Raw genomic sequence first — 24,181 nt, 5'->3', positions numbered from 1 at the left:
ATCAGCTTATGAATTTGACTGCTATGTGGGTCATCGGCCCACTCATGCTTGAACATCCATTTCGCGCAGGGTGAACTGCGTTAAAACATCATCCGTGCTATAGAAAATCAGGTCGCTAATGTCATATCAGCCATTCGCCTCTGCGATTGTGCGATCCGATACCACCTTGTCGATCATCGCCTTCACGGCGTGATCAATAGCCGAACCATCAGTGTAATCGGCAGTGGTCGCCAGGTTGGTACGCCCTTCCTTGACCAGCTTGAGTGCTTTTTCGCGGGCACCGCGTTTGCCCTTGCCGTACACGGCAATCGAATGGCCGCCCTGATTCTTGACCAGGCGCATGGAGGGAATGTCGGTCTCGCCATCGCCGATAAACACCATATTGCTGAACGGCACAGGCCGTTCGGCTGGCTCGACGAACTTGTTGATCACTGAGTTATCGTGTACATCCAAGCTGCCCTTGTTAATGCGGAACAAATACTGGGTTTTGGTGGTGTAGTTCACCGCCAATGCTGGCCAGTGTGCGACGTCGTTATGGTCGTACATAAAGCCCGAGGCATAGACGCGGCTGAAATACTTGTTGATTGGAGTTCCTTCGATCATCTCGCGCAGCCCCGACGAGATAATAAAATGCTCTACCTTTACACCTTTAACACGGCCATATTCGGTGATGCGTTTGAACCAATCCTGTACACCCGGAAATAATTGAATGTGTGCCCCAAAATCGGCGAAGTCCTTTTTACGCACGGGTACTCGGGCAGATTGGGCTTTCTCGATCATCAGCCGCATATAAGCCAGAATTTCGTCCGCCTGCTGCTCTTGAGCCATGGTCTTTGCTTCGCGCCAGAAGTCGGCGGGCTTAATGCCTAATGCGGGCACAAAGTCGTACTCCTGCATATTGCCTGGCGATAGGGTGCCGTCAAAGTCGTAGGCAATGACAAACGGAAGGTGCTTTCTGGCCATCAGGCGACCTCCTGTTCATCTATCTTCACCCGGTGCTTTCCCGTGAGCAGTTGCTGCATCAGAGCCTTTTTCTCTTGTTTAAGGCAGGCGAGTTTCTGTTCCAGGTCGGTGATCTGCTTGCTGGCGGTGTGTAGTACACTGGCGATATGTTCTTGCTCAGATAGTGCTGGAACTGGAACCTTGGTGTTCATAAACTCGCTGGGCTTGATATTGAGCAGGCCATTATTGCGGACGCCAGTGTTAACCAGCTGACCAAGTTGCGGTTTCAAGTAGTCAGCCTCAAATAAATATTTAAAATAACGATGACTGAGGCCGGGTTTCAGCTTGAAGCAGACGTACACATGCGGCACCAGACCTGTCTCGAAAGACTCTAGGTCAAATATGCAGCCAAATTCATAGGTCTTTGAGTTCCCTTTGTTGTAAGCAAACTCTCCCTGCCTGAGCAGGATATAGTTCTCAACGCTCTTACCAGCCATGAAGCGGCTGTATTTTTCGTCCTGGCGAACAAATCCACCTAGCGATGAGATGGTCAGCACCGGATGCCCACCTCCATCAGATTTTCTTTGAATACGCTCAGCGATATCGGTAATTCGTTTGAAATTCTTAGGTTTCAATCCTTGTGTGGAACTACCAGGGTTGCCAAGCAACTGCTGCATCAACGCCTTTTTCTGCTGCTGGCTGTTTTCCAGCAGTCGCTCGGTGGTGGTGATGGCATGATCCCAAGTAGAAAGTATCTTGGCGATTTTCGCCTGCTCAGGTAGAGGAGGGGTCAGTACGGTCACACATCTAAGCTCGCCTATAGATATCTCTTGGAGAGCGGAGCCTCCTGCTCTCCGCAAAAGCTCACCTCTAAGTCTGGGGGATCGCAGCTCCCAGAGTAGAAATTCAGGCAAAATTTGAGAGTTATCAGGAGAGATTCTTGCAATACCCCTCGTGATATTTATCCCGGTCCACTCATTCTTGACTAGGCAGGCGAGGCCAATGTCTCCGCGAAGGGCCAAAACGATATCGCTGTTCTGAAGAAGGGTCCTTTTATAAGAGTTACTTATTGCTACAGATGTTTTTACCATCGCCCCAACTCTACCATTTGGTAGATCCGCCACACGAAGGCAAGGGACTCCATCTGGGACATGTTCGCCTGTCTGTACTACGCCATAAGAAATCTTATCGCGACATATGCTCGCTAACGAAACCTCCTTCCATCCATTAGGCACCATAACCCAACTCCTTTAAGTACACATCCATCTGCACTTCCAGCTCGGCCAGTTGCGCCTTGAGCTGCTCGCGCTCGGCACGCACGGCTAGCAGGTCGACCTCTTCCTCGGCCTCGAAGGTTTCTACGTAGCGCGGGATATTCAGGTTGTAGGCGTTATCGCGGATTTCCTGCAGGCTGGCGCGGTGGCTGTACTTGTCCGAGTTGATGCGATGGCGGTAGGTCAGCAAGATATTGTTGATCTGCTCCTCGCCCAAAACGTTCTGGTTCTTACCGGACTTGAAGTCGCGGCTAGCGTCGATAAACAGCACGTTTTCATCGGTCTTGGCTTTACTGAAAACCAGAATCGCCGCTGGAATACCAGTGCCGTAAAAGAGTTTTTCCGGCAAGCCTATGACGGCATCTAACAGGTTTTCCTCGATCAGCTTCTGGCGAATTTTTCCTTCGCTGGAGCCGCGAAACAGCACGCCGTGGGGCACCACAACCGCCATGCGCCCGGTTTTGGCCTTAAGGGTCTCGATCATGTGCAGGATAAAGGCGAAGTCGCCTTTAGTTTTTGGTGGAATGCCACGGTTGAAACGTCCAAAGGGGTCGTGCTCGGCTTCTTCATGGCCCCACTTGTCCAGCGAGAACGGCGGATTGGCGGTAACGATATCGAACTTCAGCAGTTGGCCATTCTGGTCGAGCAGCTTGGGGTTGCGCAGGGTGTCGCCCCACTCGATCTTGTGGTTGTCCTCACCGTGGAGAAACATGTTCATCTTTGCCAGTGACCAGGTGGAGCCGATGGCTTCCTGACCATAGAGGGCGTACTGCTTGCTGTTGTGGTGTTCACGCACTTTGCGGCCGCACTTCATCAGTAGTGAGGCCGAGCCGCAGGCTGGGTCGCAGATGGTGTTGCCCGGTTGCGGGTCCAGCAGCTCGGCGATCAGCTCCGAAACTTCCGGCGGCGTGTAGAACTCACCGGCCTTCTGCCCGCCGCTGGCGGCGAAGTTCTTGATCAGGTACTCGTAGGCGTTGCCAATCACATCCAGGCTGCCGACGCGGGACGGTTTGAGGTTGAGTTCAGCCCCTGCGAAGTTTTCCAGTAGGTGGCGCAGTATGGTGTTCTTCTGCTTTTCTTCGCCGAGCTTGTCCGTGTTGAAGGAGATGTCCTGGAACACGCTCTTGCCGGCATCCTTAAGTTTGGTGCCGTTGGCTTCCTCGATAGCGTGCAACGCCTGGTCAATTCGCTCACCGTTACCTGGCTCATGGCGACGCTCGTAGAGGGCGTAGAAGCTGGCATCACGTGATAACACGAAACGCTCGTTCTTGAGCATTTCCTCGATCAGCTCCGGTTCGTCACCGTATTCCTTTTTATAGTTGTCGTAGTGATCCTGCCAGACATCGCTGATGTACTTGAGGAACAGCATGGTGAGGATGAAGTCTTTGTACGTGTCCGCACTGATGGTGCCGCGGAAGGTGTCGCAGGCTGCCCACAGCGCCTTGTTGATATCGTCCTGGTTTACTTTGTCGTTCATGGCTTAAGCCTTAATAAGGTGCTGGTAAATGCCTTGCAGCATGTGCTCTCTGTTGGTTTGCAAGCGCGCGATCAGTTCATCCTCTTCATCCCACACTGCTTGCAGGGCAATTAGCTTCTGCTGGGTCATGAGCGGTGGTAGGGGGATCTGCATGCCCATCAGGGACGCTTTGCCGATGGCTTGAATCGCACTGCCGCTGCGCTCAAGGCTGCGTTGGCTTTGCGGCAAGTTGATCAGCCAGCACAGGTATGCCGGCAGTACCTCTGACCGTTTAGCCGTAACAATAAAAAACTGGCTGGTCGCTACAACCGACTGCTCGCCTACATAGAGCACGGCCTTGTTGGTATCACCACGGGCGATCACGGTGATGTCGCCTGGCTGAAGCAGAGGCGGAGCGGTACGAGTGTCCCAGGCAACAGCAATCAGGGTATCGGGTTCAATCGCTGCGTTTTGGCGCAGATCCTTAATCTGCAACACGCGAACATCACCAGAAGGGTCATGCTCCAGCGCACCGCGGAAGGTGTATCCGGAGCGGACATCAGCCAGTTCGCTCAACTTGAATAACTGGGTTGGCATAAATAGCTCTGGAATAGCGCCATCCTTGGCGCAAAAAGAGTGGTCAGACTTCGCAGCGTTGGTACTGGTTCTGCAGCCATTTGGCCTGCTCGGTCGCCAGCCCATACCACGCAGCGTCGCCCTTAAGGCGGGTTACAAGTAACCCGTCATCAGCATCCATCACTGCTTTGAGGTTATCCCGCACCTGCGCTGCAGTTTGTGTCGTCGCAACAATCCAGGTGGACTCCAACGGCCGACACCAAGTGCCATAGGCTTTAATGCGCTCATACAGGGATTGGTAATCACGTTTCTTACGCAGGTCATAGGTAATTTGGTACAGTTTCATAGCTCTAGCTCTCCTAACGGGTAAGTTATTGCAACAGCGGCAGGGTGCAACCTGCCGCATCTCCTTTTTTCTCTGTACATCGCGTACTGAGGAGATGGCGAGAGCAATATCTCTTCCTTTGCTTGCGCTGTCAATATTTTTCTCAGTACGGCTTCTATAGAGATTTGTCGGTTTCCTGATAGGCGATCGCGTTGTTGCCTATTTTTTGTTCAAGTTCAGGTTTCCTAAGCCGCTTTATAATTAGCCGCTCGGTCAACTGGTAGTAATACCTCGTCGCCGGGCTTCGGGCTTTAAGGTGTTGCTCCTCAAACCACCGGAAATGCTTAAGCTTCCAACTCCACGGATTGTCTCGACCGAAGCGTTGCCCAATGGCCTTTTGTATCGCTTGGGCCTGCCTCAGGTGGCGCTGCTGTGTGGCATGGGAACCGGTGAGTACGGCATCAAGGAAAAGCCCAATGTCGAAGGACTTAGTCATCGTCTTCCTCCTATATAAGCCGCGATCACGTCTGTGCGGTCATGGCCCAGCTCCAGACTGATCTGCTGACGTGCTGTCTGGTCGAGCTTGCGGTTTTCCTGATAGCAGATGCCTCCGTTGACTGGCGCGGCATGCCCGGTAAGTTGTTTGTAACGTTCGCAGGCATAGGCGGCGCGCAATTCGTGGAAGCCTTTCAAGTTATATGCGTGCAGGATCTCGCGTGCCGGTTTTACGATTTGCTGTAGGAAGGTCTTGTAGCTTTCGTCGCGCGCGAGCAGGTTGTTGCTGCCGGTGGGCGAGGCATTGCGGGCGGCTCGCAACGCTTCCAGTGCGTTCGTTGTCGCTGTTATCCACCGTGGTGCGTATGCGCCTGAACGACCGCCCTTAGTACCGTCTTGGATGTTGACGCGGCCGAGTCGCTCGGCTTCGCGATGCAAACGTGGCAGATCAGCCAGGATGGCTTCGCGCAGGCGCATGCCGGTTTCGCGGGCAAGCTGCAGGATGGCGCTGACACGTTGTTGCTGCAGGGCATTGAGTGCTTTGGTTATGGTTTTCAGGTGCTCGCGGTCTTGTCCATTGGGTGCCTCGCTTCTGACATTAGATCTGTGCAAGCCGAGGGCTTGGCTGGGGCTTGCGACCCGTACCGAACGATCACCACGGATCGCTTCCAGCGTGCGATTCACGCTGGAAAGCCGGTTCTGTGCGGTGGCAATTTTCAGGCCTCCTTGCTCGACCTGTTGGCGTAGGTGCTGGGCATAATCGAACAATATTTGCCGGTCGATCTTGCGGGCGTCATTGATATTTGGACCGAGTTCGGATCGGCACCATTCGACGAAGGCTACCCAGCGGTCTGCGTGAGCTTTGACCGTGGCATAGTGCCCCTCGCCAAACATATCCTTTAACGCCTGCGGCCCGGCATAACTCAGCTGCCGCCCCCATCCAAAATTCCGTCCACCCCTTCTTCCTGCAAGCGCCATAGTCTTTTTCCTCAAGGATCCCATCGACTGAAGCGTTATCCCCACGTCATCCCGCCAAGAATGTTGAGTGTTATCAGGGATCAAGGCCCCTGCGACCTGTGAGGGTTGTCCACTAACGCGGGACTGGCGGCTCTTTACGGCCGGGAGCTTGGGCATCTCATGATCTGGCCTCCTGAGCACTTTCGAGGAAGTGGGCGGGTGGAGGTTGCACTGGCTGACGAGACCAGTGCCGCGAGATCCTGAGTCGGGTGAAGGCAGTGATGCGATGACCGGGGCATGCCTGACTGTCAGTCAGGTGCAGTCCATTCCTTGGGCTGCGGCACCATCATCTACATCGCTGTTGCTGGTGACTTCGGTGTTTGTCACGCCGATTGTCACGAGGGGGAATGCCGCAAAGCCTTGTACGAGGTGGCCTACAGCAGTGGTAGGAGCGCCCGTCTCTTTCCGGGAGAAAGAGACGGGCGCAGGTTGGCGCACGGGAATGGCCAAGTGGATAGGTTGCTGCAGGGCAGCTATGAAAGGGGATGAGTTGCCGCAGTGGGCACACTGGTAAAAGTAGGCATCCATCACATCGCTGTGACCGTGCGAGCCGCCGGACGCTAATCGCACTTTGGGAGAACCACCACCGTGTGGCGTAGCCTTAAAGGTTCTAGCTACCTGGGTTGCTGTCGACGACAGCGCTTTGCCCGATCTTTTCTACGCCTGTGGATAATTCGGGTCAAGACTCCAATTTTCGGGAGTTCTGCGGCTGTGGATGAAATTATCCACCGGTGGAAATCAGTGGTTTTCCACAGACAGTTGTGTGGGCTTTAGATTTTTTAAGTGAGGTCCATCCAAGCAGGGCGGCTTTGCAGCCCTGTTTGGATAGACCCGCGTGGACAAGCGGATCACTGAGATGTGAAGGCCGAGCGCTTACTCGATTGCGCCACGTTTTGCTTTTAAGCGAGTGACGTTCGCTCCGGTCTGGTTCGCGAATTCGTGTGGAGTGACATGCTCCTGCCGGTTGGCCTCCAGGTACCGGCTCCACCAGTTCATGATCAGCCTGCGCTCCTCGATGAACTCGGCCTTGTGGATGTAAGCGGTGCGGACGTTGTTGCGCTCTTTGTGGCTCATCTGGCGTTCAATGGCTGTCTCCGACCACAATCCTGACTCGATCAGTGCGCTGCAGGCCATCGAACGAAATCCATGCCCGCAGATATCGGTTTTGGTGTCGTATCCCATCGTCCGAAGCGAGTTGTTCACCGTATTTTCGGACATGGGCTTCCAGGGTTTGGCATCCCCTGCGAAGACCAATGCGAATTTGCCTGTGAGTGCATGGATTTTTTCGAGTAGCGCCACTGCTTGCGGCGATAAGGGTACTAAATGGATATCCCCTGCCATCTTCGTACCCCTTGTGGAAAAGGCTACTCCTTCCAGCGCGGGTCGAGTGTCCGGTATCTCCCAGGTGCCGCGCTTGAGGTCGAACTCGCTCCAGCGTGCGAAACGCAGCTCGCTGGATCGTACAAACACATGCAGCGACAGCATCACCGTCAGACGGGTAAGTGCCCGGCCTTTATAGGTGTCGATCCGCTCCTGCAGTTCCGGCAGTCGCGATAAGGGTAGAGCGGGGCGGTGCACCACCCGCGGGGCCTTGATCGAGCCTTCGAGGTCGTAAGCAGGGTTTATGGTGATAAGCCGGAGGCGCTTTGCCTCGCGCATGATGCTCTGCAGGTAGTTTTGTACCCTTAAAGCAACGTCTATCGTTCCGCGCTTCTTGATCGCTTCCAAGGGCTGCATAAGGTCATGGGTGTCGAGATCAACAATGGCGCGTGCGCCGATCAGCGGGAATACGTGGGTTTTGAGGCGGCTCATCACTGTCTTGGAATGGCCTGGTGCCCACTTGGCCGACATTTCCGTATGCCAGTCGAGCGCAACGCTTTCAAAGGTTCTGCCTTTGATTACGGCTTCCGCCTTAGCTTGGTGCTTGGTCTCTATGGGATCAATGCCATCCGCCAGCATTCGCTTGACTTCCAAGCGCTTGCGGCGCGCATCGGCGAGGCCAATGACGGGGTAGTTACCGAACGAGGTCAGTCCTTCGCGTCCGTCAGGTTTGACGTAACGGAGCCGCCAGCCTTTGCGGCCATTGGGTTGGACTAGAAGATAGAGGCCATCGCCGTCGAAAAGCTTGTAGGCGCGGACTGCAGGTTTTGCCAAGCGGCAAGCTGCGTCGGAAAGCGGAGCTGTGGTGCGCGACATAAGGGTACTCCCTTTTATCGAAGTGACCTGTATCCCAAACTCTACCCTTAAAACGGTTGGAATCCACCAGTTTCTGACGGAAACCGATGGAACGCCAAAACGAAAAAACCCGCCAGAAGGCGGGTTTTTCGGGGGGGGCAGAGATTTTGAAAGCCTTCTCTGGAACCTTGTATGGTGCCGGCACCAAGAGTCGAACTCGGGACCTACTGATTACAAGTCAGTTGCTCTACCAACTGAGCTATACCGGCGTTATGGGCGACGAGTATACCGGGATGTTTTGGCTTGTAAACCCCTGATATCAGACTATTTTCACAGTCTCTGCCGCAACGCTGGCGCCATCGGGGTTGTGGAGGTTTTCCAGGCTGTCGAATGACTCGCAAAGATCAGCCAATTTGGGCATTACGCGCGGGCAAACCCCAGTTCAAACAACGTTCCGCTGTCGTCGCTGCTGACGCGGACTTGGCCGTCGTGCAGGTGCATGATCGAGCGCACGATCGCCAATCCCAGGCCGCCCGAGTCCCCCGGTTCCGCTCGCGACGGGTCGATCCGGTAGAAACGGTCGAACAATTTGTTCAAGTGCTGCGGATCAATCGTTGGCCCGGTGTTGTGAACGCCGATCCAGCAGTACCTCGATTCATCTCGTCGCAGCAAGCTGACCGTCGACCCCGGCTCGGCATGGCGCACGGCATTGGCCAGCAGGTTGCTCAGGGCCCGTTGCAGCAAGTGCAGATCCGCTGTCAGCGTCCCGTGGAGCTGGTTGTCCAGGCGCAGTTGACGGTCTTCGGCCAGGGCGTCGAAGTAATCACACAGCTCTTGGCCCACGTCCTGCAGGTTCACGGGGTGCAGGTGCAGCGGGCGCTGGCCGTGTTCGGCGCGGGCGAGGAACATCAGGTTTTCGGCCATGCGGTTCAGGCGTTCGTATTCTTCGATGTTCGAGGCCAGCACGTCCTGATATTCGGCCGGGCTGCGCGATTGGTTCAGCGCCAGGCTGTTGCTGCCCAGCAGGTTGTGCAGCGGGGTGCGGATTTCATGGGCCAGATCGGCCGAAAATTGGGACAGCCGCTCAAAGCTGTCTTCAAGCCGCGCCAGCATGGCGTTGAGTGCCTGCACAGGTTCTTTGAGTTCGGTGGGCACGTTATCCACAGGCATGCGCTGGTCGAGGCTGCGCGGGTTGATGCCGCGCATGGCCTGCGCCAGTGTGTGCAAAGGTTTCAGGCCGCGACGCAACAACAGGCCGCCCAAGGCGAAGGCCAGCAGCGTGCCCAGCCCGATGGCGACGTACAGGTTCAGGCGATAGCGGGCGAGGATGTGTTCGCGCTCTTCGAGGCGTTTACCGACCATCACGCTCAAGGTTTCGCCGGCTGGCCCCTGCGCCATGCCCGCCAGCAGCACGGTCGCATCCCGGGTCTGGATGTCGGCCCGTTGCGGCGCGCGGTCTTTGGCGATGGGTGGCAGCGTGGGCAGGGCTTGTTGATGCGGGTTGATGGCGATGAGCTGCCCGCCATCCTGACGGTTGACCAGCAGCACGCTGTCCTGATTGCCCAGCATGTTCTGGTACAGGCGCGGGCGGGCTTGCAGGGCTTCGAGGCTGTCACTGTCGTGGAGCAAGGCGCGCATCTGTTCAAGTCGTCCGAGCAGCGCCTGATCGTCTCGCAGGGCCAGCTCCGAGGCCAACGAGCGATACAGAAACACCCCGATTACGCTCAGTACCAGTGCGCAGGTCAAGGCAATCGCCAGCGCCAGACGCCAGGCGATGGATTTACTCATCGGGCGCTTCCAGTTGATAACCGACGCCGCGCACGGTGTGGATAAGTTTCGGCATGTAGGGGTCGTCGACCTTGGAACGCAGACGGCGCACGGCGACTTCGACCATGTTGGTGTCGCTGTCGAAGTTGAGGTTCCAGACCTGCGAAGCGATCAGGGTGCGTGACAGCACTTCGCCCTGTCGGCTGGCCAGTAAATGCAACAGCGCGAACTCTTTGTTGGTCAGGCTGATGCGCTGGCCGCCCCGGCTGACGCGGCGGCGCAGCACGTCGATTTCAAGGTCGGCGATGGTGTAGGACTCGGCTTCGCGCATCGGGCCACGGCGCAACAGGGTGCGCACCCGCGCCAGCAGTTCTGCGAAGGCGAAGGGCTTGAGCAGGTAGTCGTCGGCGCCCAGTTCCAGGCCGCGCACGCGGTCTTCGATGGCGTCTTTGGCCGTCAGGAACAACACCGGTGTGGCGCCTCGCTGGCGAATCAATTGCAGCAATTGCCAGCCGTTGAGCCCCGGGAGCATCACATCCAGGATGATCAGGTCGTATTCCTGCTGTTCAATGAAGTACCGCCCGTCCAGCCCGTTCAACGCCACATCCACAGCAAAGCCGGATTCTTTCAGGCCCTTGGCCAGAAACTCTGCGGTCTTGGCTTCGTCTTCCACCACTAACAAACGCATCGCACACCTCGATCAATCGTCTGCACAGGCTAGGCGTCTTCGCGGGTGTTGCCTATTACAAACTTGTAATCCAACTGACGGGGTTCTGACGAACAGCGCCGGGTAAGGTGGCGTCATTCATTCAGGAGCAAGCCCAATGATGCTGAAAACCCTGCTGTCAGGCGCTGCCATGATCGTCGCCATCAACGCTCAAGCCGCCCCTGCATTGCCCAGGCATGCGGAGCTGGATCTGACCACGGCGCGGCAACTGGCCGATGCCACCCTCGCGCACTGTACCGGTGCTTTTAGCGTGTTGGACCGGGGTGGCAACGCACTGGTGACCATGCGACCTGAAAGCGTCGGGCCGCACAATTTATTGGCCAGCCAGCGCAAAGCCTATACCGCGCTGTCGACCAAAACCCCGACCCGGCTGTTTGCCGAGCGGGCACGCAACAACCCTGAAGCGTCCAACCTCAATTCCATCCCGGAGTTGTTGCTGTTGGGCGGCGGCGTTCCGCTGTTTGCCGGGAGTGAGCTGGTAGGGGCGCTGGGCGTGGCCGGTGCCGGTGGGGCTGAGCAGGATGAAGCCTGTGCCGTCAACGCCGCGCAAGCCGTCGGCCTGACGATTGCGCGTTAATTGTTATTAATTGGAGGATGACCGATGAAATCTATACGTATGACGATGGCCGCTTTGAGCCTCAGCGCGGTGTCCAGCCTGGCATTGGCCGCAGGCAACCCATTGAGCGTGCATGTGTTGAACCTCGAAAACGGCTTGCCGTCGCCGGGTGTCAACGTGACGCTGGAGCAACACGTCGGTGAGAACTGGCAGCCGCTGGCGCAGGGCGTGACCAACGAACAAGGACGCATCAGCGAGCTGTTCCCGGCCAAAAAGGCCCTGGAAACCGGCGAATACCGCGTGGTGTTCAAAACCGGCGACTACTTCAAGAAGGCCGGGCGCGACACGTTCTTCCCGGAGATTCCGGTGATTTTCGACGTGAAAAACGTCGACCAGCACTACCACATTCCCCTGCTGCTGAGCCCGTACGGCTTCTCGACCTATCGCGGTTCCTAGGCCTTGAAGCACTAAAGGCAGGTCCCCTGCTGGCGTCAGTTATCCACAGCGCTGCGCCAGCAGCATCAGGTTACGCGGGGTCAGGTGACGGTCGCAGAATGCGCCCAGTTGCACGTCGTAGCCGTTTTCACTCAGGTACAGTGCGCGATCCAGCACCAGCCACAGCTCCAGCGGACGCCGGAATAAGCCGCGCACCAGTTCCAGGTTGCGCACCTGCGCCAGCCGCTGCCACCCCGCCGCTTCCAGCGCTGCCCAGTCTTCGGTGCCGGTTGTGGATAAGTGCTTCAGCGCCGCCAAGTCCTCGCAATAGTCCGCAAACGGCTTGTTTAGCCACGTGCTCGGTAACGACGGTGTGGATAAGTAGTCGTCACACTGCCGCGCCTGCCGCTGCCACACATCAAACCCCAACCGCCGCGCCATCGACTCATCGCGCTGGCGGCGAACGCGGCTGCCTGCGGTGACGGTCTCGCTCATGGGCAGGCTCAAGTCTTCCCGGCTCAGCGACAAGCCCGAGGCACGGGCGGCTGTGGATAACGGCTGATAGGTCGGGGTGCTGATGCGGTTGTAACAACACGGCGAGAGTGCCAGTTGTCCACAGCCGGCGGCGCTCGCCAGTTGCAGTAGCCGGACGTGCAGATCGCCACAGGCATGCAGCGCGACCGGGGTCATGTCGGCCGTCAACTGCGCGGCGGCCTCGGCCGTGAGCACGTCTTGTTGCACGTGCCGGGCGTTGAGGCGGTGACGCTGGCTGAGCAATTGACCGGATTCAATCAGCGCCGGGTCGTATTCCAGGCACGTCAATCGCTGCCCGGAGCTGAGCAGGCGGCGCCCCAAATGGCCTTTGCCCGCGCACCAGTCCAGCCAATGAGTGGGCGGGGTCTGAAACGTCAGGCACTGAGCGAAGGCGTCGATCTGCTGCCATTTACGCCCCGGCACGTCGACTTGCAAACGCGGTAGCGCCGGCATGAACCCTTGCGTCGGCAAGGCCGACACGGCGCTCAAGGCACGCGACATCGCCGCCAGCGCCGGAAACGGTGCAGGGGCGGGCAGATGATGCGGTTGGTTGTGGCTGTCTTCGGCGTCCTGTAACGAACGCTGGCGCAACCACTGCGCCAGTTCGGGGTGTTGCGCTTCCCACGGCATAGTCAACTGCGTGAATGGCCGCGGGCGCCACAGGTGTTGATGCTGGTTGAGCCAGCGGTCCAGCGCCTGGAAGCGGGTGAGCAATGACGCTCCCCGCAACACGTCGGCCTTATCGGCCCTGGCAGGCATCGACGCGCAACCAGCGCTCCAGCAGCTTGAAGCCCTGAATCAGCACAAACGACATGACCAGATAAATGACACCGGCAATCAGGAACATGTCCACCGTCTGGTACGTGCGGGCAATGATGGTGCGGGTCATGCCGGTCAGTTCCAGCAGGGTCACGGTACTCGCCAGCGAACTGGCCTTGAGCATCAGGATCACTTCATTGCTGTACGCGGGCAGGCCGATGCGCGCAGCACGCGGCAGCACAATGTGGATCAGGGTCTTGAAGCGCGACATGCCCAGCGCCCGCGCGGCTTCGATTTCACCCGGCGGGATGGCCTGAATGGCGCCCCGCAGGATCTCGGCAATGTACGCTGCCGTGTGCAGGGTCATGGTGATGACCGCGCACCAGAACGGGCTGCGCAGGTACGGCCACAACACGCTGTCGCGCACCGCTTCAAACTGCCCGAGGCCGTAATACACCAGAAACAACTGGATCAACAGCGGCGTGCCGCGGAAGAAAAAGATGTACGCATACGGCAGCGAGCGCACGTACCACAGCCGGGACGAACGGGCGATGCCCAACGGGATGGCGACGATCAGGCCGGCGATCACCGACAGCGCGGTCAGTTCGAGGGTCAGGGTTGCGCCCTGAATCAGCTTGGGCAGCCACTTGATGAAGAGTTCCCAGACCATTACGTTCTCCTCACAAAGCCGCGCGCTGCGCGTTTTTCAAGCACATGCAGGGTGCCCATGGCCAGCACGGTCAGGCCCAGGTACATCACGGCGGCCACCATGTAGAAGGTGAACGGGTGTTTGGCGAAGGTCACGGCGTTTTGTGCCTGACGCATGATTTCTTCCAGACCGATCACCGACACCAGCGCGGTGTCTTTCATCAGGATCATGAACAGGTTGCCCAGACCGGGCAGGGCGATCCGCCACATTTGCGGCAATACCAGCCGGGTGAAAATCCGTGGCTTGGTCAGGCCCAGCGCCAGGCCCGCTTCGCGATGGCCTTTGGGGATGGCCAGAATGGCGCCGCGAAACACTTCAGTGGCGTACGCGCCAAAGCACAAGCCCAGCGCGATGACACCCGCCGCGAACGCGCTGAGGGTCAGGTCGGGCATGCCGAGGAACTCGCCCAGCGCGCGCACGGCATTCACGCTGCCGAAATAAATCAGCAACACCCACAACAGCTCTGGCACACCGCGTACCAGTGTCGAATAAGTGCTGCCCAGCCAGCGAACCGGCTTGTAGGGCGAGGTTTTGGCCAGTGCGCCGAGCAAGCCCAGCACCAGGCCCAGACACAGCGCGGTGAGTGCCAGTTTGACGGTCATCAGCGCGCCAGCGGCAAGCGCCGGGCCGAATCCGTATAAGTCGATAGTCATAAATAGGCAGGCTTTGCTAGGGACCGGCGCCACCTTGCGGCGCGCCGGTCAGGCAGGTCATTCAATGCTGAATGGGAAATACTTGTCGTTGATCTTCTTGTAGGTGCCGTCTTCTTTGATTTCTTTGAGGGCAAGGTTCAACTTGGTGCGCAGGTCGGATTCGCCTTTGCGCAGCGCAATGCCGACTTTGTCGTCTTCGTTGATCGGCTTGCCTTTGAACTCGTAGTCTTTGCCTGCCGGGTCATCTTTCAGCCAGCCATAGATCGCGTACTTGTCGGCCAGCAGCCCGTCTACCCGGCCAGAAGACAGGTCGAGGTAAGCGTTTTCCTGGGTGTCGTACAGCTTGATGTCACCACCGACGTTGTCTTCCAGCCAAGTGGCGGCCTGGGTCGAACGCTGGGTGCCGAGTTGCTTGCTTTTGAGCGAGTCGATGTCAGTTTTGAACTCGACCCCCTTTTTTGCCACGAACTGCTGTTTGTTGGAGTAGTACGGGTCGGTGAAATCAACGGCCTGTTTGCGGTCTTCAGTAATGGACAGCGACGACACGATGAAATCGTACTTCTTGGCATTCAGTGCAGGGATGATGCCGTCCCAGTCCGAGGTCACCACCTCGCACTCGACCTTCATCTTGGCGCACAGGGCCATGGCGATGTCGTAGTCGAAACCGACGACCTGGCCGCTAGGGTTTTTGTTATTGAACGGAGGGTAAGCCCCCTCAATGCCGACTTTGTACTTATCCACAGCCAAAGCGTTCGCACTGAACACCAGCGTGGCGGCAGCGGCCAGAAGAAACTTTTTATAGTTCTGCATGCGTGTTGCTCCGTTAGCGGTTGCTGGACATGAATTGTTTGCAGCGCGCTGAAACCGGGTTATCAAAAACCTGTTCAGGCGACCCTTGCTCTTCGATCAGACCCTGGTGCAAAAACACGACTTCGGTGGACACCTGACGGGCAAAGCCCATCTCGTGGGTGACCAGCAACATCGTGCGGCCTTCTTCGGCGAGTGCGCGGATCACACTTAGTACTTCCTGGACCATTTCCGGGTCAAGCGCCGATGTCGGTTCATCGAACAGAATCACCTTGGGCTGCATGGCCAGCGTGCGCGCAATCGCGGCACGTTGTTGCTGGCCGCCGGACAGCTCGGAGGGGTAGGCGTGGCGTTTGTCAGCGATGCCGACCTTGGCCAGCAGCGCTTCTGCCACTTCAATGGCCTCGGCTTTGCTCTGCCCCAGCACCCGGCGTGGCGCCTCGATGATGTTGTCGAGGATGCTCATGTGCGGCCACAGGTTAAAGTTTTGAAACACAAAGCCCAGTTCGCTGCGCATGCGGTTGATTTGCTTGCCATCGGCCGCAATCAGTTCGCCATTCTTGGCCTTTTTGAGCGCCAGCTCTTCCCCGGCCACGATGATCTGGCCTTCGTGGGGGTTTTCTAACAGGTTGATGCAGCGCAAGAGCGTCGATTTGCCGGAACCGGAAGAACCCAGGATCGAGATCACGTCACCGTCGCGTGCGGTCAGCGAGATACCTTTGAGTACCTCAAGCTCGCCGTAGCGTTTGTGCAAATTGCGGATTTCAAGCGCGGGCGTGGCCAGAGCCATGTGCGGTCCTCATTGTGTTCGGGTGCGATCCTGCTATTGGGCGGCCGTCCTGGCGAAGGCCAAGCTAGCATAGGGCTGCAAAGGCCACCAACCGTCTCAGGGGTACAAAAAAGGCTGGGGGCAGTCGTGGGTCGCATTGCGACAGCAGACTGTCGCGTAGACAACAACTAAGCCGGTGTTTTGCCCTCGGGCCAGACAGGTATCGCGTAAAAAAGGTCGCGATGGTGCCAGTTTTGGCCCTTCGTTGGAAGCACGAACCTACTAAAGGTCAAAGATGCGCACAGGTTTGGGGCCTGTGTGGCGCAAATGGGTAATCTGGGTGCGTTTTCGGTAGGTGTAACTGAGTGTTACGGTAACGAATTCATCGAAAGCCTTGCGCTAAAGCGCCCGTGTATTTTTCTGCGCACCTTTGCAGCCCGCGGAAAACGGCACTTTGTCACATTTTGGCTCACTTATTGCGTCAAGGATTCGAAACGCCTGTGTTGGTTACTTTTTACGAATGTCAACGCAGGTGCTCGGAATGGCTTCAATTAAAGGTAGTCGCAATGAGCAATACGCAATCCTCTAACCATCTGGAACAAGGGCTCAAGCCACGGCATGTGACCATGCTGTCGATTGCCGGTGTCATCGGCGCCGGCCTGTTTGTGGGCTCCGGTCACGCCATTGCGCAGGCGGGCCCCGCCGTGCTGCTGGCCTACGCCGCCGCCGGTACGCTGGTGGTGCTGGTGATGCGCATGCTGGCCGAGATGGCCGTGGCCTCGCCCGATACCGGCTCGTTCTCCACCTATGCCGACCGTGCCATTGGCCACTGGGCCGGTTTCACCATCGGCTGGCTGTACTGGTGGTTCTGGGTCCTGGTGATTCCGCTGGAGGCCAACGCCGCCGCTACCATCTTGCACGCGTGGTTCCCGGACACCGCCATCTGGGTCTTTACCCTGGTCATCACCTTATTGCTGACCGCCACCAACCTGTTCAGCGTCAAGAACTACGGCGAGTTCGAGTTCTGGTTCGCCCTGGTCAAAGTGCTGGCGATCATCGGCTTCATCATTTTGGGCGTACTGGCGGTCTTCGGCTTGTTACCCAACAGCCAGGTCAGCGGTGTTTCCCATCTGGTCGACACCGTCGGCTTCATGCCCAACGGCATGGGCGCGGTACTGGCTGCCATGCTGACCACCATGTTCTCGTTCATGGGCACTGAAATCGTCACCATCGCGGCGGCCGAATCCAAAGACCCCAGCAAGCAAATCACCAAGGCCACCAACTCGGTCATCTGGCGGATCGGCTTGTTCTACCTCGTGTCGATCTTCCTGGTCGTGGCGCTGGTGCCGTGGAACGACGCAGGCTTGGCGCAGGTCGGTTCGTACCAGACCGTACTGGATCGCATGGGCATCCCGAACGCCAAGCTGATCGTGGACATCGTGGTGCTGATCGCCGTGACCAGCTGCCTGAACTCGGCGCTCTACACCTCGTCGCGCATGCTGTTCTCGTTGAGCAATCGTGGCGACGCCCCGGCGGTGGCCAAACGCACCAACGCCAGCGGCACGCCTTACTGGGCGGTGATGATGTCCACCGGTGCGGCGTTTCTCGCGGTATTCGCCAACTACGTCGCCCCGTCGCAAGTGTTTGAATTCCTGCTCGCCAGTTCCGGCGCCATCGCCCTGTTGGTGTATCTGGTGATCGCCGTGTCGCAACTGCGCATGCGCCAAAAGCGCACCGCCGAAGGCGAAAAAATCGCGTTCAAAATGTGGCTGTTCCCGGGCCTGACCTGGGCGGTGATCGTGTTCATCGTGGCGATTTTGACCGTCATGCTGTTTCAGGAAGCGCATCAGGTCGAGATCATCGCCACCGGCCTGCTGAGCATCTTTGTGGTCACGGCGGGCCTGCTGGTCGCCCGTCGTCGACGCATTGAAAAAATGGGGGCACCGGTACTCAACTGACGCCAGGACGGCACAACCGGCTGAGTGCCACCCAGGCCGCCATCGACACTGATGGCGGTCTTTTTTTTGGGTTGAACAATGCCCACCGGGATGACCGTTGATCACTATCTGCGGGGTATTTCTCACTCTGTGGGAATGCAATTTCAGCTAATGGGAAACTCCGTGCACCATGCGAGCAAGAGCATGGGGCCGACAATGAACAACAACACGCCAACAGATCGCTTGCTGCACATCCTCGTCACGCTGGGGCAATCCGGCGAGGCCATCTCCGCCCGCGAGCTGTCCGCACAACTGGGCCAGCCGCTGAGCAGCACTTACCGCCACCTCAAAACCCTGCTGCGTTGGGGGCTGGCCGAAGAAAACGGACAGGGTCGCTACCTGCCCGGCCCGGCCTGTTTGCAACTGGCCAAAAAATTTGACCGCGAGGCGGTTCTGGTCACGCTGGCCAAGCCCGAACTCAAACGGCTGGCCGACCTGAGCCAAGAAAGCGTGGCGCTGATGGTGCCCAGTAATGGCCAGGCGATCTGCATCGAACTGGTCGACAGCCCGCAGCCGCTGCGTTGCTGTTACCAGAAAGGGTTGGCCCAGCCGCTGTTGGTCGGCGCCTCGGCGCGGGTGCTGCTGGCGCACATGGACCCGGCTCACAGCCTCGCCCTGTTGCACAGCCAGGGCGTCGACGCGCCCGCGTGCGCCGACTACCAGCGCAGTTTTGAACAGATCCGCGCTCAGGGTTACGCCGTCAGCCTCAGTGAAATCGACGACGGCATCTGGGGCGTCAGCGCCCCGTTGATCGACAGCCGCGAGCGCCTGCAAGGCGCCATCAGCCTTATGGCCCCCGCCTTTCGCGCCCAGCAACGCAGCGAACGCCTGATCCGTTGGACGCAGGACGTCGCGCTGCGCCTGAGCGCTCGCCTGGATTGAATGTAATGGGAGTTTTCGCATGACCGTTGTACCTGACATGACCCTGTGGACAGGCCGCATTGACGCCGCCGAAGGGCAGGGCGCCCTGCGCTGGCATCAATGGATCAAACCGCTGGCGCCGGATATGCCGGCGGGCGCGGCGCTCATTGGTCTGGCCAGTGATGAAGGCGTCAAACGCAATCAAGGCCGCACGGGCGCGCGTCTGGGGCCACCGGCCTTGCGCTCGGCGCTGGCCAATCTGGCCTGGCACGGCAGCGCGCCGTTGTATGACGCCGGGGACGTGGCCTGTGTGGGCAGCGACCTCGAAGGCGCACAACACGCTTACGCCGCGCAGGTCACTGAGCTGCTGACCCAAGGGCATTTGCCGCTGGGGCTGGGGGGCGGGCATGAAATCGCCTTCGCCAGTTTCAGCGGGCTGGCCGATTACCTGCGCGGGCAAACCCCTGCACCGCGCATCGGCATTCTCAATTTTGATGCGCACTTTGACCTGCGCCACGCCGAGCAAAGCAGTTCCGGCACGCCCTTCCGGCAAATCGCCGAGTACTGCCAGCGCGCCGACATGCCGTTTGCGTATTGCTGCCTGGGCGTCAGCCAGTTGAACAACACCCAGGCCCTGTTCGAACAGGCCGAGCGGCTGAACGTGCGTTACCGCCTCGACCGGCACATGAACAGCTGGGACATGCCCGCGCTGGAGGCCGCGCTGGATGAGTTTTTGAGTGGCGTTGACCACCTCTACCTCACGCTTTGTCTGGACGTGCTGCCTGCCAGCCAGGCACCGGGCGTGAGTGCGCCCTCTGCACACGGCGTCGACCTGAACATCGTTGAACACCTGGTGCGGCGCGCCAAGGCCAGCGGCAAAGTGCGCATGGCCGACATTGCCGAACTCAACCCCGGTCTGGACCTGGACCACCGAACCGCCCGCATTGGTGCACGGCTGCTGGCCAGCCTGATTGATTAAGTTTTTCGCTCGTCCCTGAACCCGCTTGTTGAATCATAAAAAAAAGAGAAATTCGCCATGCTGACATTCCAACTGGATGCGCTGAGCACCCTGGCTCTCGCGTTGCTCCTGCTAGGCTTGGGTGCCCAACTGAAAAAACGCAGTTACTGGCTGCGCCAACTGTGCGTTCCCGCCCCGGTGATCGGGGGCTTCGGTTTTGCCTTGCTGATCTGGCTGCTGCGCGATCGGCAACTGCTCGACCTGACCCTCGACACCAGCCTGCAAACCCCGTTGATGGTGGCGTTCTTTACCACCGTCGGGTTGGGCGGCAGCCTGGGGCTGTTGCGCAAGGGCGGCAAGTTGCTGTTTATCTACCTCGGTGCGTGCTGGGGGCTGGCGCTGGTGCAAAACGTGGTCGGCGTGAGCGTGGCCAAGGCGCTGGGCATCGACCCGTTGCTGGGGATCATGGCAGGGGCGGTCTCGCTGGAAGGCGGGTTCGGCGCGGCGGCAGCGTTCGGCCCGATTGCCGAAGACCTGGGCACCGTGGGGGCGACCACCGCCGCGCTGGCGGCGGCCACCTTCGGCATGGTGGCAGGCGGCTTGCTCGGCAGCCCGCTGGCGCGCTGGTTGATCGAACGTAACACGCTGAGCGTCACAGCCGAAGACGCCGGGGACCTCAAAGCCTTCGAAGGGGTTGTCCACACGCCGCCTGCGGCACTGGACGCGCCGACCCTGCTGCGCCTGCTGACCTGCATCGTGGTGATCATGGTGGTGGGCTTCTGGCTGGGCGGCAGTCTGCAACAGCACCTTGGCATCGTGTTGCCGAGCTACGTGGGCGCCATGTTCGTGGCGATCCTGCTACGCAACTTCAACGACCGCACTCAGGTGGTAGAGCTGCCCGACCATGCGGTCAGCACCCTCGGCGATGTCAGCCTCGGCATGTTCCTGACCATGGCCATGATGAGTCTCAAATTCTGGGAACTGGAAAAGCTCGGCATGCCGTTGCTGGTGATTCTGGTGGTGCAGGTGGTGATCATGCTGTTGCTGTGCATCTTCGTGCTGTTCCGCCTGTTTGGCGGCAACTATGACGCGGCGGTGCTGTGCGCAGGCTTCATGGGGCACGGGCTGGGCGCCACGCCCAATGCAGTGGCCAACATGGGCGCGATCTGCGACCACTACAAAGTGTTTTCGTACAAAGCCTTTATCATCGTGCCGTTGTGTGGCGCAGTGTTGATCGACATTGTGGCAATCCCGATGATCACCTGGTTCATCAACGCCTTCGCCTGACCTGCCTACAGGCCTTGCCTCGCTACCGGTTAAAGGTGAGCTGGCAAGGCCTGAGGGCTGTCAGGCAACCTTGGGCACGGTAAAGCGGAACTCGCTGCCTTCACCGGGCTTGCTCTCGGCCAGCAACTGGCCGCCGTGGGCCTTAATGATGCCCTGCGAAATGTAGAGCCCCAGTCCCGTGCCGGTCGCGTTGCCCTCCTTGGCTGTCCAGTAGCGTTCGAAGATGTGCGGCAACTGCTCAGGCGCAATGCCTTTGCCCGAATCGCGCACGCTGAACACGATTTCATCGCCATTGGACATGGCCGCCACGCCGATCTTGCCATCGGCCGGGGTGAACTTGATGGCATTGCCGATCAGGTTCGACAGCACCTGAAACAGACGCTCCGGGTCGGCGTGGATCTTCAGGTCGGGCTCGGCGTTGAAGGTCAGTTCCACCGACTTGTCCAGCGCCAGAGGCGCCAGCAGCGAGAGCGCTTCTTCGAAGATCTGCGCCACGTCCAGCGGCTGCGGGTTGATGGTGTAGCGCCCGGCTTCGATCTTGGAGGTGTCGAGCAAGTCTTCCAGCAACACGTTCATGCGACTGCTGGCTTGCTGCATGGTGTCGATGGCCGAGGTAATACGACGCGAGGTGTGCGGGCCGTCGCTGCTGAAGGCTTTTTGCATCATGCCGCAGAGCATCGAAATGATGGTCATGGGGCTGCGCAAATCGTGGGAGACCACGGCCACCAGTTCGTCGCGGGCACGCACGGCCTGTTGCTCGCGCAGCACCTGACGGGCGAGGTCGTTTTCCAGTGCCGAACGGCGCAAGTCATTGGCGGCGAACAGGTCGCCATGGCTCCACTTGTTGGAAATACCGTCCATTTCGACCTTCCACAACTCAAACGACGTGCGCGGGCTCAGGCGCAGGCCCGTGGCGCTGGGCTCCAGATTGAGCGGCTTTTTTGGGTCACCGCTCCACGGGATGCTTTCCTTCACCTCTTTGCGAAACCACAGCACCGCGTTGTCCACCGGCTTGGGCAGGGTCATGGCCAGCAGGCCGCTGGCGATGTCCTTGTACGCGGCGGCGGGCGCATAGACCGTCGACAGGTGATGGCTCGACAGCACCGACTCGCCCGACGCCTTGAACCACTGGTACAAGGCACGGATTTCATCGGGTGGCGGGCACTCGCCGTAACGGTGCAGCACCTTGTCTTCCAGGATCGCCACGCCGCTGGCGCCGGTCAGCGACATCAGCCGCTCAGGCTCGGCGGCCAGGCCGTCAAACACGTGTTCCTGGCTGTGGACCATGGCCGTGTTGAGCTGCACCAGCGCCTCCATTTTGGCTTCGCGCTGGCGGCTGATTTCCAGGGTTTGCAGGGCACTGATTTGCAGCGACAGCACCTGGCCGATGGTCTGGCAGGCCATGCGCAGCTCGTGGGGGACGTGCAGCGGCTGACGATGCCCGCAACTGATCAGGCCCCACAGCCGCTCCCCGTCCATCAGCGAAATGCTCATGGACGACAGCACGCCCATGTTGCGCATGTACTGGCAGTGGATCGGTGACACGCTGCGTAACACCGCGCCGCTCAAGTCCAGCGCTTGGCCCGTGTCAGGGCGCAGGCGCGGCACCAGTTCGACCGGTTGGTAATCGGCATTGGGGATGATGCGCAGCCAGTGCGTGCGATACAGCTCGCGGGCCTGTTCGGGGATGTCGGAGGCCGGGAAGAACATCCCGTTGAACAGCTCCATCGACGGCGCCGAGGCTTCAGCGATCACCTGGCCGTGGCCTTCTTCCTGAAAGCGGTAGATCAACACACGGTCGTAGCCGGTGAGGGCCTGTATTTCCTCGACGCAAATGTCGTACAGGGCAGGCAAGGTTTTGGCCGCTTGCAGGCGTTGCAGCATGCGGCTCAGGTTGCGCACTTTGTCCATCGTGCTTTTGATTTGTAACGCGTCTGGCTTGAGTTCCAGCTCAAGCACCAGCACGCCGCTTTCGCGGTGCAACAGGCCTTCGTACGCAACCCCTTGCATGTCCAGCTCCAGCGGCGGCGCGTCCACGTTCGCGACGAACCCGGCGGCCTGCGCAATGGCGGCCGCGGCGGTCGGGCCGGTGAGCATGCTCAGCGGTTGGCCCAGCAGCGCATGGGGGTTCAGGCCGAACAGGTCCTGCACGTTGTGGCTGATTTGCTCGATGCACAGCGCGGGCTCGGACAAGGTCACCAGCACGCCGTGGGGCTGGATGGCGCCGGGGTAGCGGATCGGTTCGTCGGCGCAATTGACCAGCAGGGCTTCAAACGCCTCAGTGTCGAGTGAATTCATAGCAAAACCTCCTGGCGATCGAGCCATTGCTCGAAACAGCTAAACGTTGAACAGGCAGCCTGTGCGGCTTCGCTCCGCCCTGTGGCATCGAGCGGCACACTGCCCAGAAATTCAATAAATGCTTTCCAGTGTTGGCCAGTGTCCTCGCCATACACAAACAGGAACGCACCGCCGTTATCGGCATCAAGGCCCAAATGCTCAGCCACCCGTTTGCGCAGCACATTGCCGCCCAGCGTGGCGCCTTCGAGCACATACAAAACCCCCAGTGCCTGGGCTTCGCTGCGCACGGTGGGCAGGTGCTGGCAGCGGGGCAGCGCGTGCGGGTCTACCCCCAGCGCCCGCAGGTCCTGGACCAACGCAGGCGTCTTGAGCCGCGCCGCCAGGTCAAACCCTGACGGAATGAACGCGCTGTGCGTCAGCCGGTCTTCCAATGCCTGATAAAACCCGAAATAGGCACTCAGCAAGCGGGTGTAATGGTCAAGGTCGAGCGCGTCTGAAAAAAACGGTAGCCGTTGCTCTAGCGCAACATGCAGGGTGTGTGTACCGGCGCGCAGATCGTTCAGGACGCTGGGCGCGGCGGGGGGAGATTGGACTGGTGGCATGCCGTGTAACAGGGCTCTCTGCGTGCGCAAAAAATAGGCGCTCATGACTTTCTGAAGCCATGGCATGAAAAAAGTGCAATAAATCTGACAGGTCTTAGCCCAAAATTCTGGCAGATTGACAGCACCTTGTGCGACCCCAATGACACCGCACAGGATCGACGGTACACCTGAACACGTATTGATATGGCCCCGTGACTGCGAG

At 59.0% G+C, this 24,181-nt stretch carries 23 protein-coding genes and 1 tRNA gene; 6 read left to right on the top strand and 18 right to left on the bottom strand.

The genetic code is table 11. The annotated features are described in order from the left end of the window. Positions 1-126: 126 nt before the first annotated feature. From TU74_RS15335 to TU74_RS15280, 11 genes are all read right to left on the bottom strand, one after another. Positions 127-963: an HAD family hydrolase gene (locus tag TU74_RS15335; protein ID WP_048376989.1), complete on the bottom strand. Its 837-nt coding sequence runs from the start codon at positions 961-963 to the stop codon at positions 127-129. Next, entirely contained in the window at positions 963-2,180 is a 1,218-nt protein-coding gene (locus TU74_RS15330) for a restriction endonuclease subunit S (protein WP_048376988.1), read from the bottom strand. Before TU74_RS15330 ends, TU74_RS15335 begins: the two co-directional genes overlap by 1 nt. Beyond that, positions 2,170-3,693, bottom strand: coding sequence for a type I restriction-modification system subunit M (locus tag TU74_RS15325; protein WP_048376987.1), 1,524 nt, complete (start codon positions 3,691-3,693; stop codon positions 2,170-2,172). The genes TU74_RS15330 and TU74_RS15325 overlap by 11 nt, the downstream gene beginning before the upstream one ends. A gap of 3 nt (positions 3,694-3,696) precedes the next feature. Beyond that, positions 3,697-4,248 carry a restriction endonuclease subunit S gene (locus TU74_RS15320; protein WP_241485573.1) on the bottom strand — a complete coding sequence of 184 codons (552 nt, stop codon included), beginning with the start codon at positions 4,246-4,248 and terminating at the stop codon, positions 3,697-3,699. A gap of 64 nt (positions 4,249-4,312) precedes the next feature. Then, positions 4,313-4,594, bottom strand: coding sequence for a SinR (locus TU74_RS15315; protein WP_048376985.1), 282 nt, complete (start codon positions 4,592-4,594; stop codon positions 4,313-4,315). A 154-nt stretch (positions 4,595-4,748) separates the two neighbouring features. After that, entirely contained in the window at positions 4,749-5,069 is a 321-nt protein-coding gene (locus tag TU74_RS15310) for a hypothetical protein (RefSeq protein WP_048376984.1), read from the bottom strand. After that, positions 5,066-6,046: an integrase domain-containing protein gene (locus TU74_RS15305; protein WP_048376983.1), complete on the bottom strand. Its 981-nt coding sequence runs from the start codon at positions 6,044-6,046 to the stop codon at positions 5,066-5,068. Before TU74_RS15305 ends, TU74_RS15310 begins: the two co-directional genes overlap by 4 nt. A gap of 912 nt (positions 6,047-6,958) precedes the next feature. Further along, entirely contained in the window at positions 6,959-8,281 is a 1,323-nt protein-coding gene (locus TU74_RS15295) for a tyrosine-type recombinase/integrase (protein ID WP_048376981.1), read from the bottom strand. A 172-nt stretch (positions 8,282-8,453) separates the two neighbouring features. After that, positions 8,454-8,529: transfer RNA gene (locus tag TU74_RS15290), tRNA-Thr, on the bottom strand. 151 nt (positions 8,530-8,680) lie between these two features. Further along, on the bottom strand, positions 8,681-10,048 hold the full coding sequence (locus tag TU74_RS15285; RefSeq protein ID WP_048376980.1) for a heavy metal sensor histidine kinase: 1,368 nt from the start codon (positions 10,046-10,048) through the stop codon (positions 8,681-8,683). Continuing rightward, positions 10,041-10,715, bottom strand: coding sequence for a heavy metal response regulator transcription factor (locus TU74_RS15280; RefSeq protein ID WP_047291729.1), 675 nt, complete (start codon positions 10,713-10,715; stop codon positions 10,041-10,043). The genes TU74_RS15285 and TU74_RS15280 overlap by 8 nt, the downstream gene beginning before the upstream one ends. Before the next feature lie 136 nt (positions 10,716-10,851). On the opposite strand from TU74_RS15280, the gene TU74_RS15275 reads away from it, so the two are divergent. After that, positions 10,852-11,331, top strand: a complete 480-nt coding sequence (locus tag TU74_RS15275) for a GlcG/HbpS family heme-binding protein (protein ID WP_048376979.1) — start codon at positions 10,852-10,854, stop codon at positions 11,329-11,331. Positions 11,332-11,355: 24 nt separating this feature from the next. Next, entirely contained in the window at positions 11,356-11,766 is a 411-nt protein-coding gene (gene uraH, locus TU74_RS15270) for a hydroxyisourate hydrolase (protein ID WP_047291726.1), read from the top strand. Between the two features lie 39 nt (positions 11,767-11,805). Here uraH and TU74_RS15265 read toward each other — a convergent pair whose 3' ends face one another. Genes TU74_RS15265 through TU74_RS15245 form a run of 5 tightly spaced genes read right to left on the bottom strand, consistent with a single transcriptional unit; the run spans position 11,806 to position 15,997 of the window. Continuing rightward, positions 11,806-13,038 carry a methyltransferase gene (locus tag TU74_RS15265; protein WP_048376978.1) on the bottom strand — a complete coding sequence of 411 codons (1,233 nt, stop codon included), beginning with the start codon at positions 13,036-13,038 and terminating at the stop codon, positions 11,806-11,808. Then, positions 13,019-13,708, bottom strand: a complete 690-nt coding sequence (locus tag TU74_RS15260) for an ABC transporter permease (RefSeq protein ID WP_047272879.1) — start codon at positions 13,706-13,708, stop codon at positions 13,019-13,021. Before TU74_RS15260 ends, TU74_RS15265 begins: the two co-directional genes overlap by 20 nt. Beyond that, a complete protein-coding gene (locus tag TU74_RS15255; RefSeq protein ID WP_048376977.1) occupies positions 13,708-14,400 on the bottom strand; it encodes an ABC transporter permease in 693 nt (230 codons plus the stop codon). Before TU74_RS15255 ends, TU74_RS15260 begins: the two co-directional genes overlap by 1 nt. A gap of 57 nt (positions 14,401-14,457) precedes the next feature. Further along, positions 14,458-15,210, bottom strand: coding sequence for a transporter substrate-binding domain-containing protein (locus TU74_RS15250; RefSeq protein WP_048376976.1), 753 nt, complete (start codon positions 15,208-15,210; stop codon positions 14,458-14,460). Between the two features lie 13 nt (positions 15,211-15,223). After that, positions 15,224-15,997, bottom strand: a complete 774-nt coding sequence (locus TU74_RS15245; RefSeq protein ID WP_047291721.1) for an ABC transporter ATP-binding protein — start codon at positions 15,995-15,997, stop codon at positions 15,224-15,226. A gap of 545 nt (positions 15,998-16,542) precedes the next feature. On the opposite strand from TU74_RS15245, the gene gabP reads away from it, so the two are divergent. From gabP to gltS, 4 genes are all read left to right on the top strand, one after another. Then, positions 16,543-17,934: a GABA permease gene (gabP, locus tag TU74_RS15240; protein ID WP_047272883.1), complete on the top strand. Its 1,392-nt coding sequence runs from the start codon at positions 16,543-16,545 to the stop codon at positions 17,932-17,934. Between the two features lie 195 nt (positions 17,935-18,129). Continuing rightward, positions 18,130-18,855: an IclR family transcriptional regulator gene (locus TU74_RS15235; protein ID WP_047279770.1), complete on the top strand. Its 726-nt coding sequence runs from the start codon at positions 18,130-18,132 to the stop codon at positions 18,853-18,855. Between the two features lie 19 nt (positions 18,856-18,874). Continuing rightward, complete coding sequence (hutG, locus tag TU74_RS15230; RefSeq protein ID WP_048376975.1) at positions 18,875-19,813, top strand: formimidoylglutamase; 939 nt, start codon at positions 18,875-18,877, stop codon at positions 19,811-19,813. Positions 19,814-19,870: 57 nt separating this feature from the next. Beyond that, positions 19,871-21,079 carry a sodium/glutamate symporter gene (gene gltS / locus TU74_RS15225; protein WP_047291719.1) on the top strand — a complete coding sequence of 403 codons (1,209 nt, stop codon included), beginning with the start codon at positions 19,871-19,873 and terminating at the stop codon, positions 21,077-21,079. Positions 21,080-21,139: 60 nt separating this feature from the next. On the opposite strand, the gene TU74_RS15220 is transcribed toward gltS, so the two are convergent. Together TU74_RS15220 and TU74_RS15215 are read right to left on the bottom strand one after the other, a co-directional pair. Continuing rightward, on the bottom strand, positions 21,140-23,377 hold the full coding sequence (locus TU74_RS15220; protein WP_048376974.1) for an ATP-binding protein: 2,238 nt from the start codon (positions 23,375-23,377) through the stop codon (positions 21,140-21,142). Continuing rightward, entirely contained in the window at positions 23,374-23,979 is a 606-nt protein-coding gene (locus TU74_RS15215) for a biliverdin-producing heme oxygenase (RefSeq protein ID WP_048376999.1), read from the bottom strand. Before TU74_RS15215 ends, TU74_RS15220 begins: the two co-directional genes overlap by 4 nt. Between the last annotated feature and the right edge of the window lie 202 nt (positions 23,980-24,181).

This window comes from Pseudomonas lundensis (assembly GCF_001042985.1).
In the GTDB taxonomy this organism is placed as follows: Bacteria; Pseudomonadota; Gammaproteobacteria; order Pseudomonadales; family Pseudomonadaceae; genus Aquipseudomonas; species Aquipseudomonas lundensis.
Note: the sequence above shows the minus strand (reverse complement) of the source record. Positions and strands in the feature narration are given on the sequence as shown.

Bases quoted from the DNA above. Each gene is read 5' to 3' on its own strand.
- TU74_RS15275 (WP_048376979.1), top strand. From the start codon at position 10,852: ATGATGCTGAAAACCCTGCTGTCAGGCGCTGCCATGATCGTCGCCATC.
- TU74_RS15335 (WP_048376989.1), bottom strand. From the start codon at position 963: ATGGCCAGAAAGCACCTTCCGTTTGTCATTGCCTACGACTTTGACGGC.
- TU74_RS15235 (WP_047279770.1), top strand. From the start codon at position 18,130: ATGAACAACAACACGCCAACAGATCGCTTGCTGCACATCCTCGTCACG.
- TU74_RS15260 (WP_047272879.1), bottom strand. From the start codon at position 13,708: ATGGTCTGGGAACTCTTCATCAAGTGGCTGCCCAAGCTGATTCAGGGC.
- TU74_RS15280 (WP_047291729.1), bottom strand. From the start codon at position 10,715: ATGCGTTTGTTAGTGGTGGAAGACGAAGCCAAGACCGCAGAGTTTCTG.
- TU74_RS15250 (WP_048376976.1), bottom strand. From the start codon at position 15,210: ATGCAGAACTATAAAAAGTTTCTTCTGGCCGCTGCCGCCACGCTGGTG.
- TU74_RS15295 (WP_048376981.1), bottom strand. From the start codon at position 8,281: ATGTCGCGCACCACAGCTCCGCTTTCCGACGCAGCTTGCCGCTTGGCA.
- hutG (WP_048376975.1), top strand. From the start codon at position 18,875: ATGACCGTTGTACCTGACATGACCCTGTGGACAGGCCGCATTGACGCC.
- TU74_RS15215 (WP_048376999.1), bottom strand. From the start codon at position 23,979: ATGCCACCAGTCCAATCTCCCCCCGCCGCGCCCAGCGTCCTGAACGAT.
- TU74_RS15330 (WP_048376988.1), bottom strand. From the start codon at position 2,180: ATGGTGCCTAATGGATGGAAGGAGGTTTCGTTAGCGAGCATATGTCGC.
- TU74_RS15315 (WP_048376985.1), bottom strand. From the start codon at position 4,594: ATGAAACTGTACCAAATTACCTATGACCTGCGTAAGAAACGTGATTAC.
- TU74_RS15325 (WP_048376987.1), bottom strand. From the start codon at position 3,693: ATGAACGACAAAGTAAACCAGGACGATATCAACAAGGCGCTGTGGGCA.
- TU74_RS15310 (WP_048376984.1), bottom strand. From the start codon at position 5,069: ATGACTAAGTCCTTCGACATTGGGCTTTTCCTTGATGCCGTACTCACC.
- TU74_RS15245 (WP_047291721.1), bottom strand. From the start codon at position 15,997: ATGGCTCTGGCCACGCCCGCGCTTGAAATCCGCAATTTGCACAAACGC.
- TU74_RS15305 (WP_048376983.1), bottom strand. From the start codon at position 6,046: ATGGCGCTTGCAGGAAGAAGGGGTGGACGGAATTTTGGATGGGGGCGG.
- gabP (WP_047272883.1), top strand. From the start codon at position 16,543: ATGAGCAATACGCAATCCTCTAACCATCTGGAACAAGGGCTCAAGCCA.
- uraH (WP_047291726.1), top strand. From the start codon at position 11,356: ATGAAATCTATACGTATGACGATGGCCGCTTTGAGCCTCAGCGCGGTG.
- TU74_RS15285 (WP_048376980.1), bottom strand. From the start codon at position 10,048: ATGAGTAAATCCATCGCCTGGCGTCTGGCGCTGGCGATTGCCTTGACC.
- TU74_RS15265 (WP_048376978.1), bottom strand. From the start codon at position 13,038: ATGCCTGCCAGGGCCGATAAGGCCGACGTGTTGCGGGGAGCGTCATTG.
- TU74_RS15255 (WP_048376977.1), bottom strand. From the start codon at position 14,400: ATGACTATCGACTTATACGGATTCGGCCCGGCGCTTGCCGCTGGCGCG.
- gltS (WP_047291719.1), top strand. From the start codon at position 19,871: ATGCTGACATTCCAACTGGATGCGCTGAGCACCCTGGCTCTCGCGTTG.
- TU74_RS15220 (WP_048376974.1), bottom strand. From the start codon at position 23,377: ATGAATTCACTCGACACTGAGGCGTTTGAAGCCCTGCTGGTCAATTGC.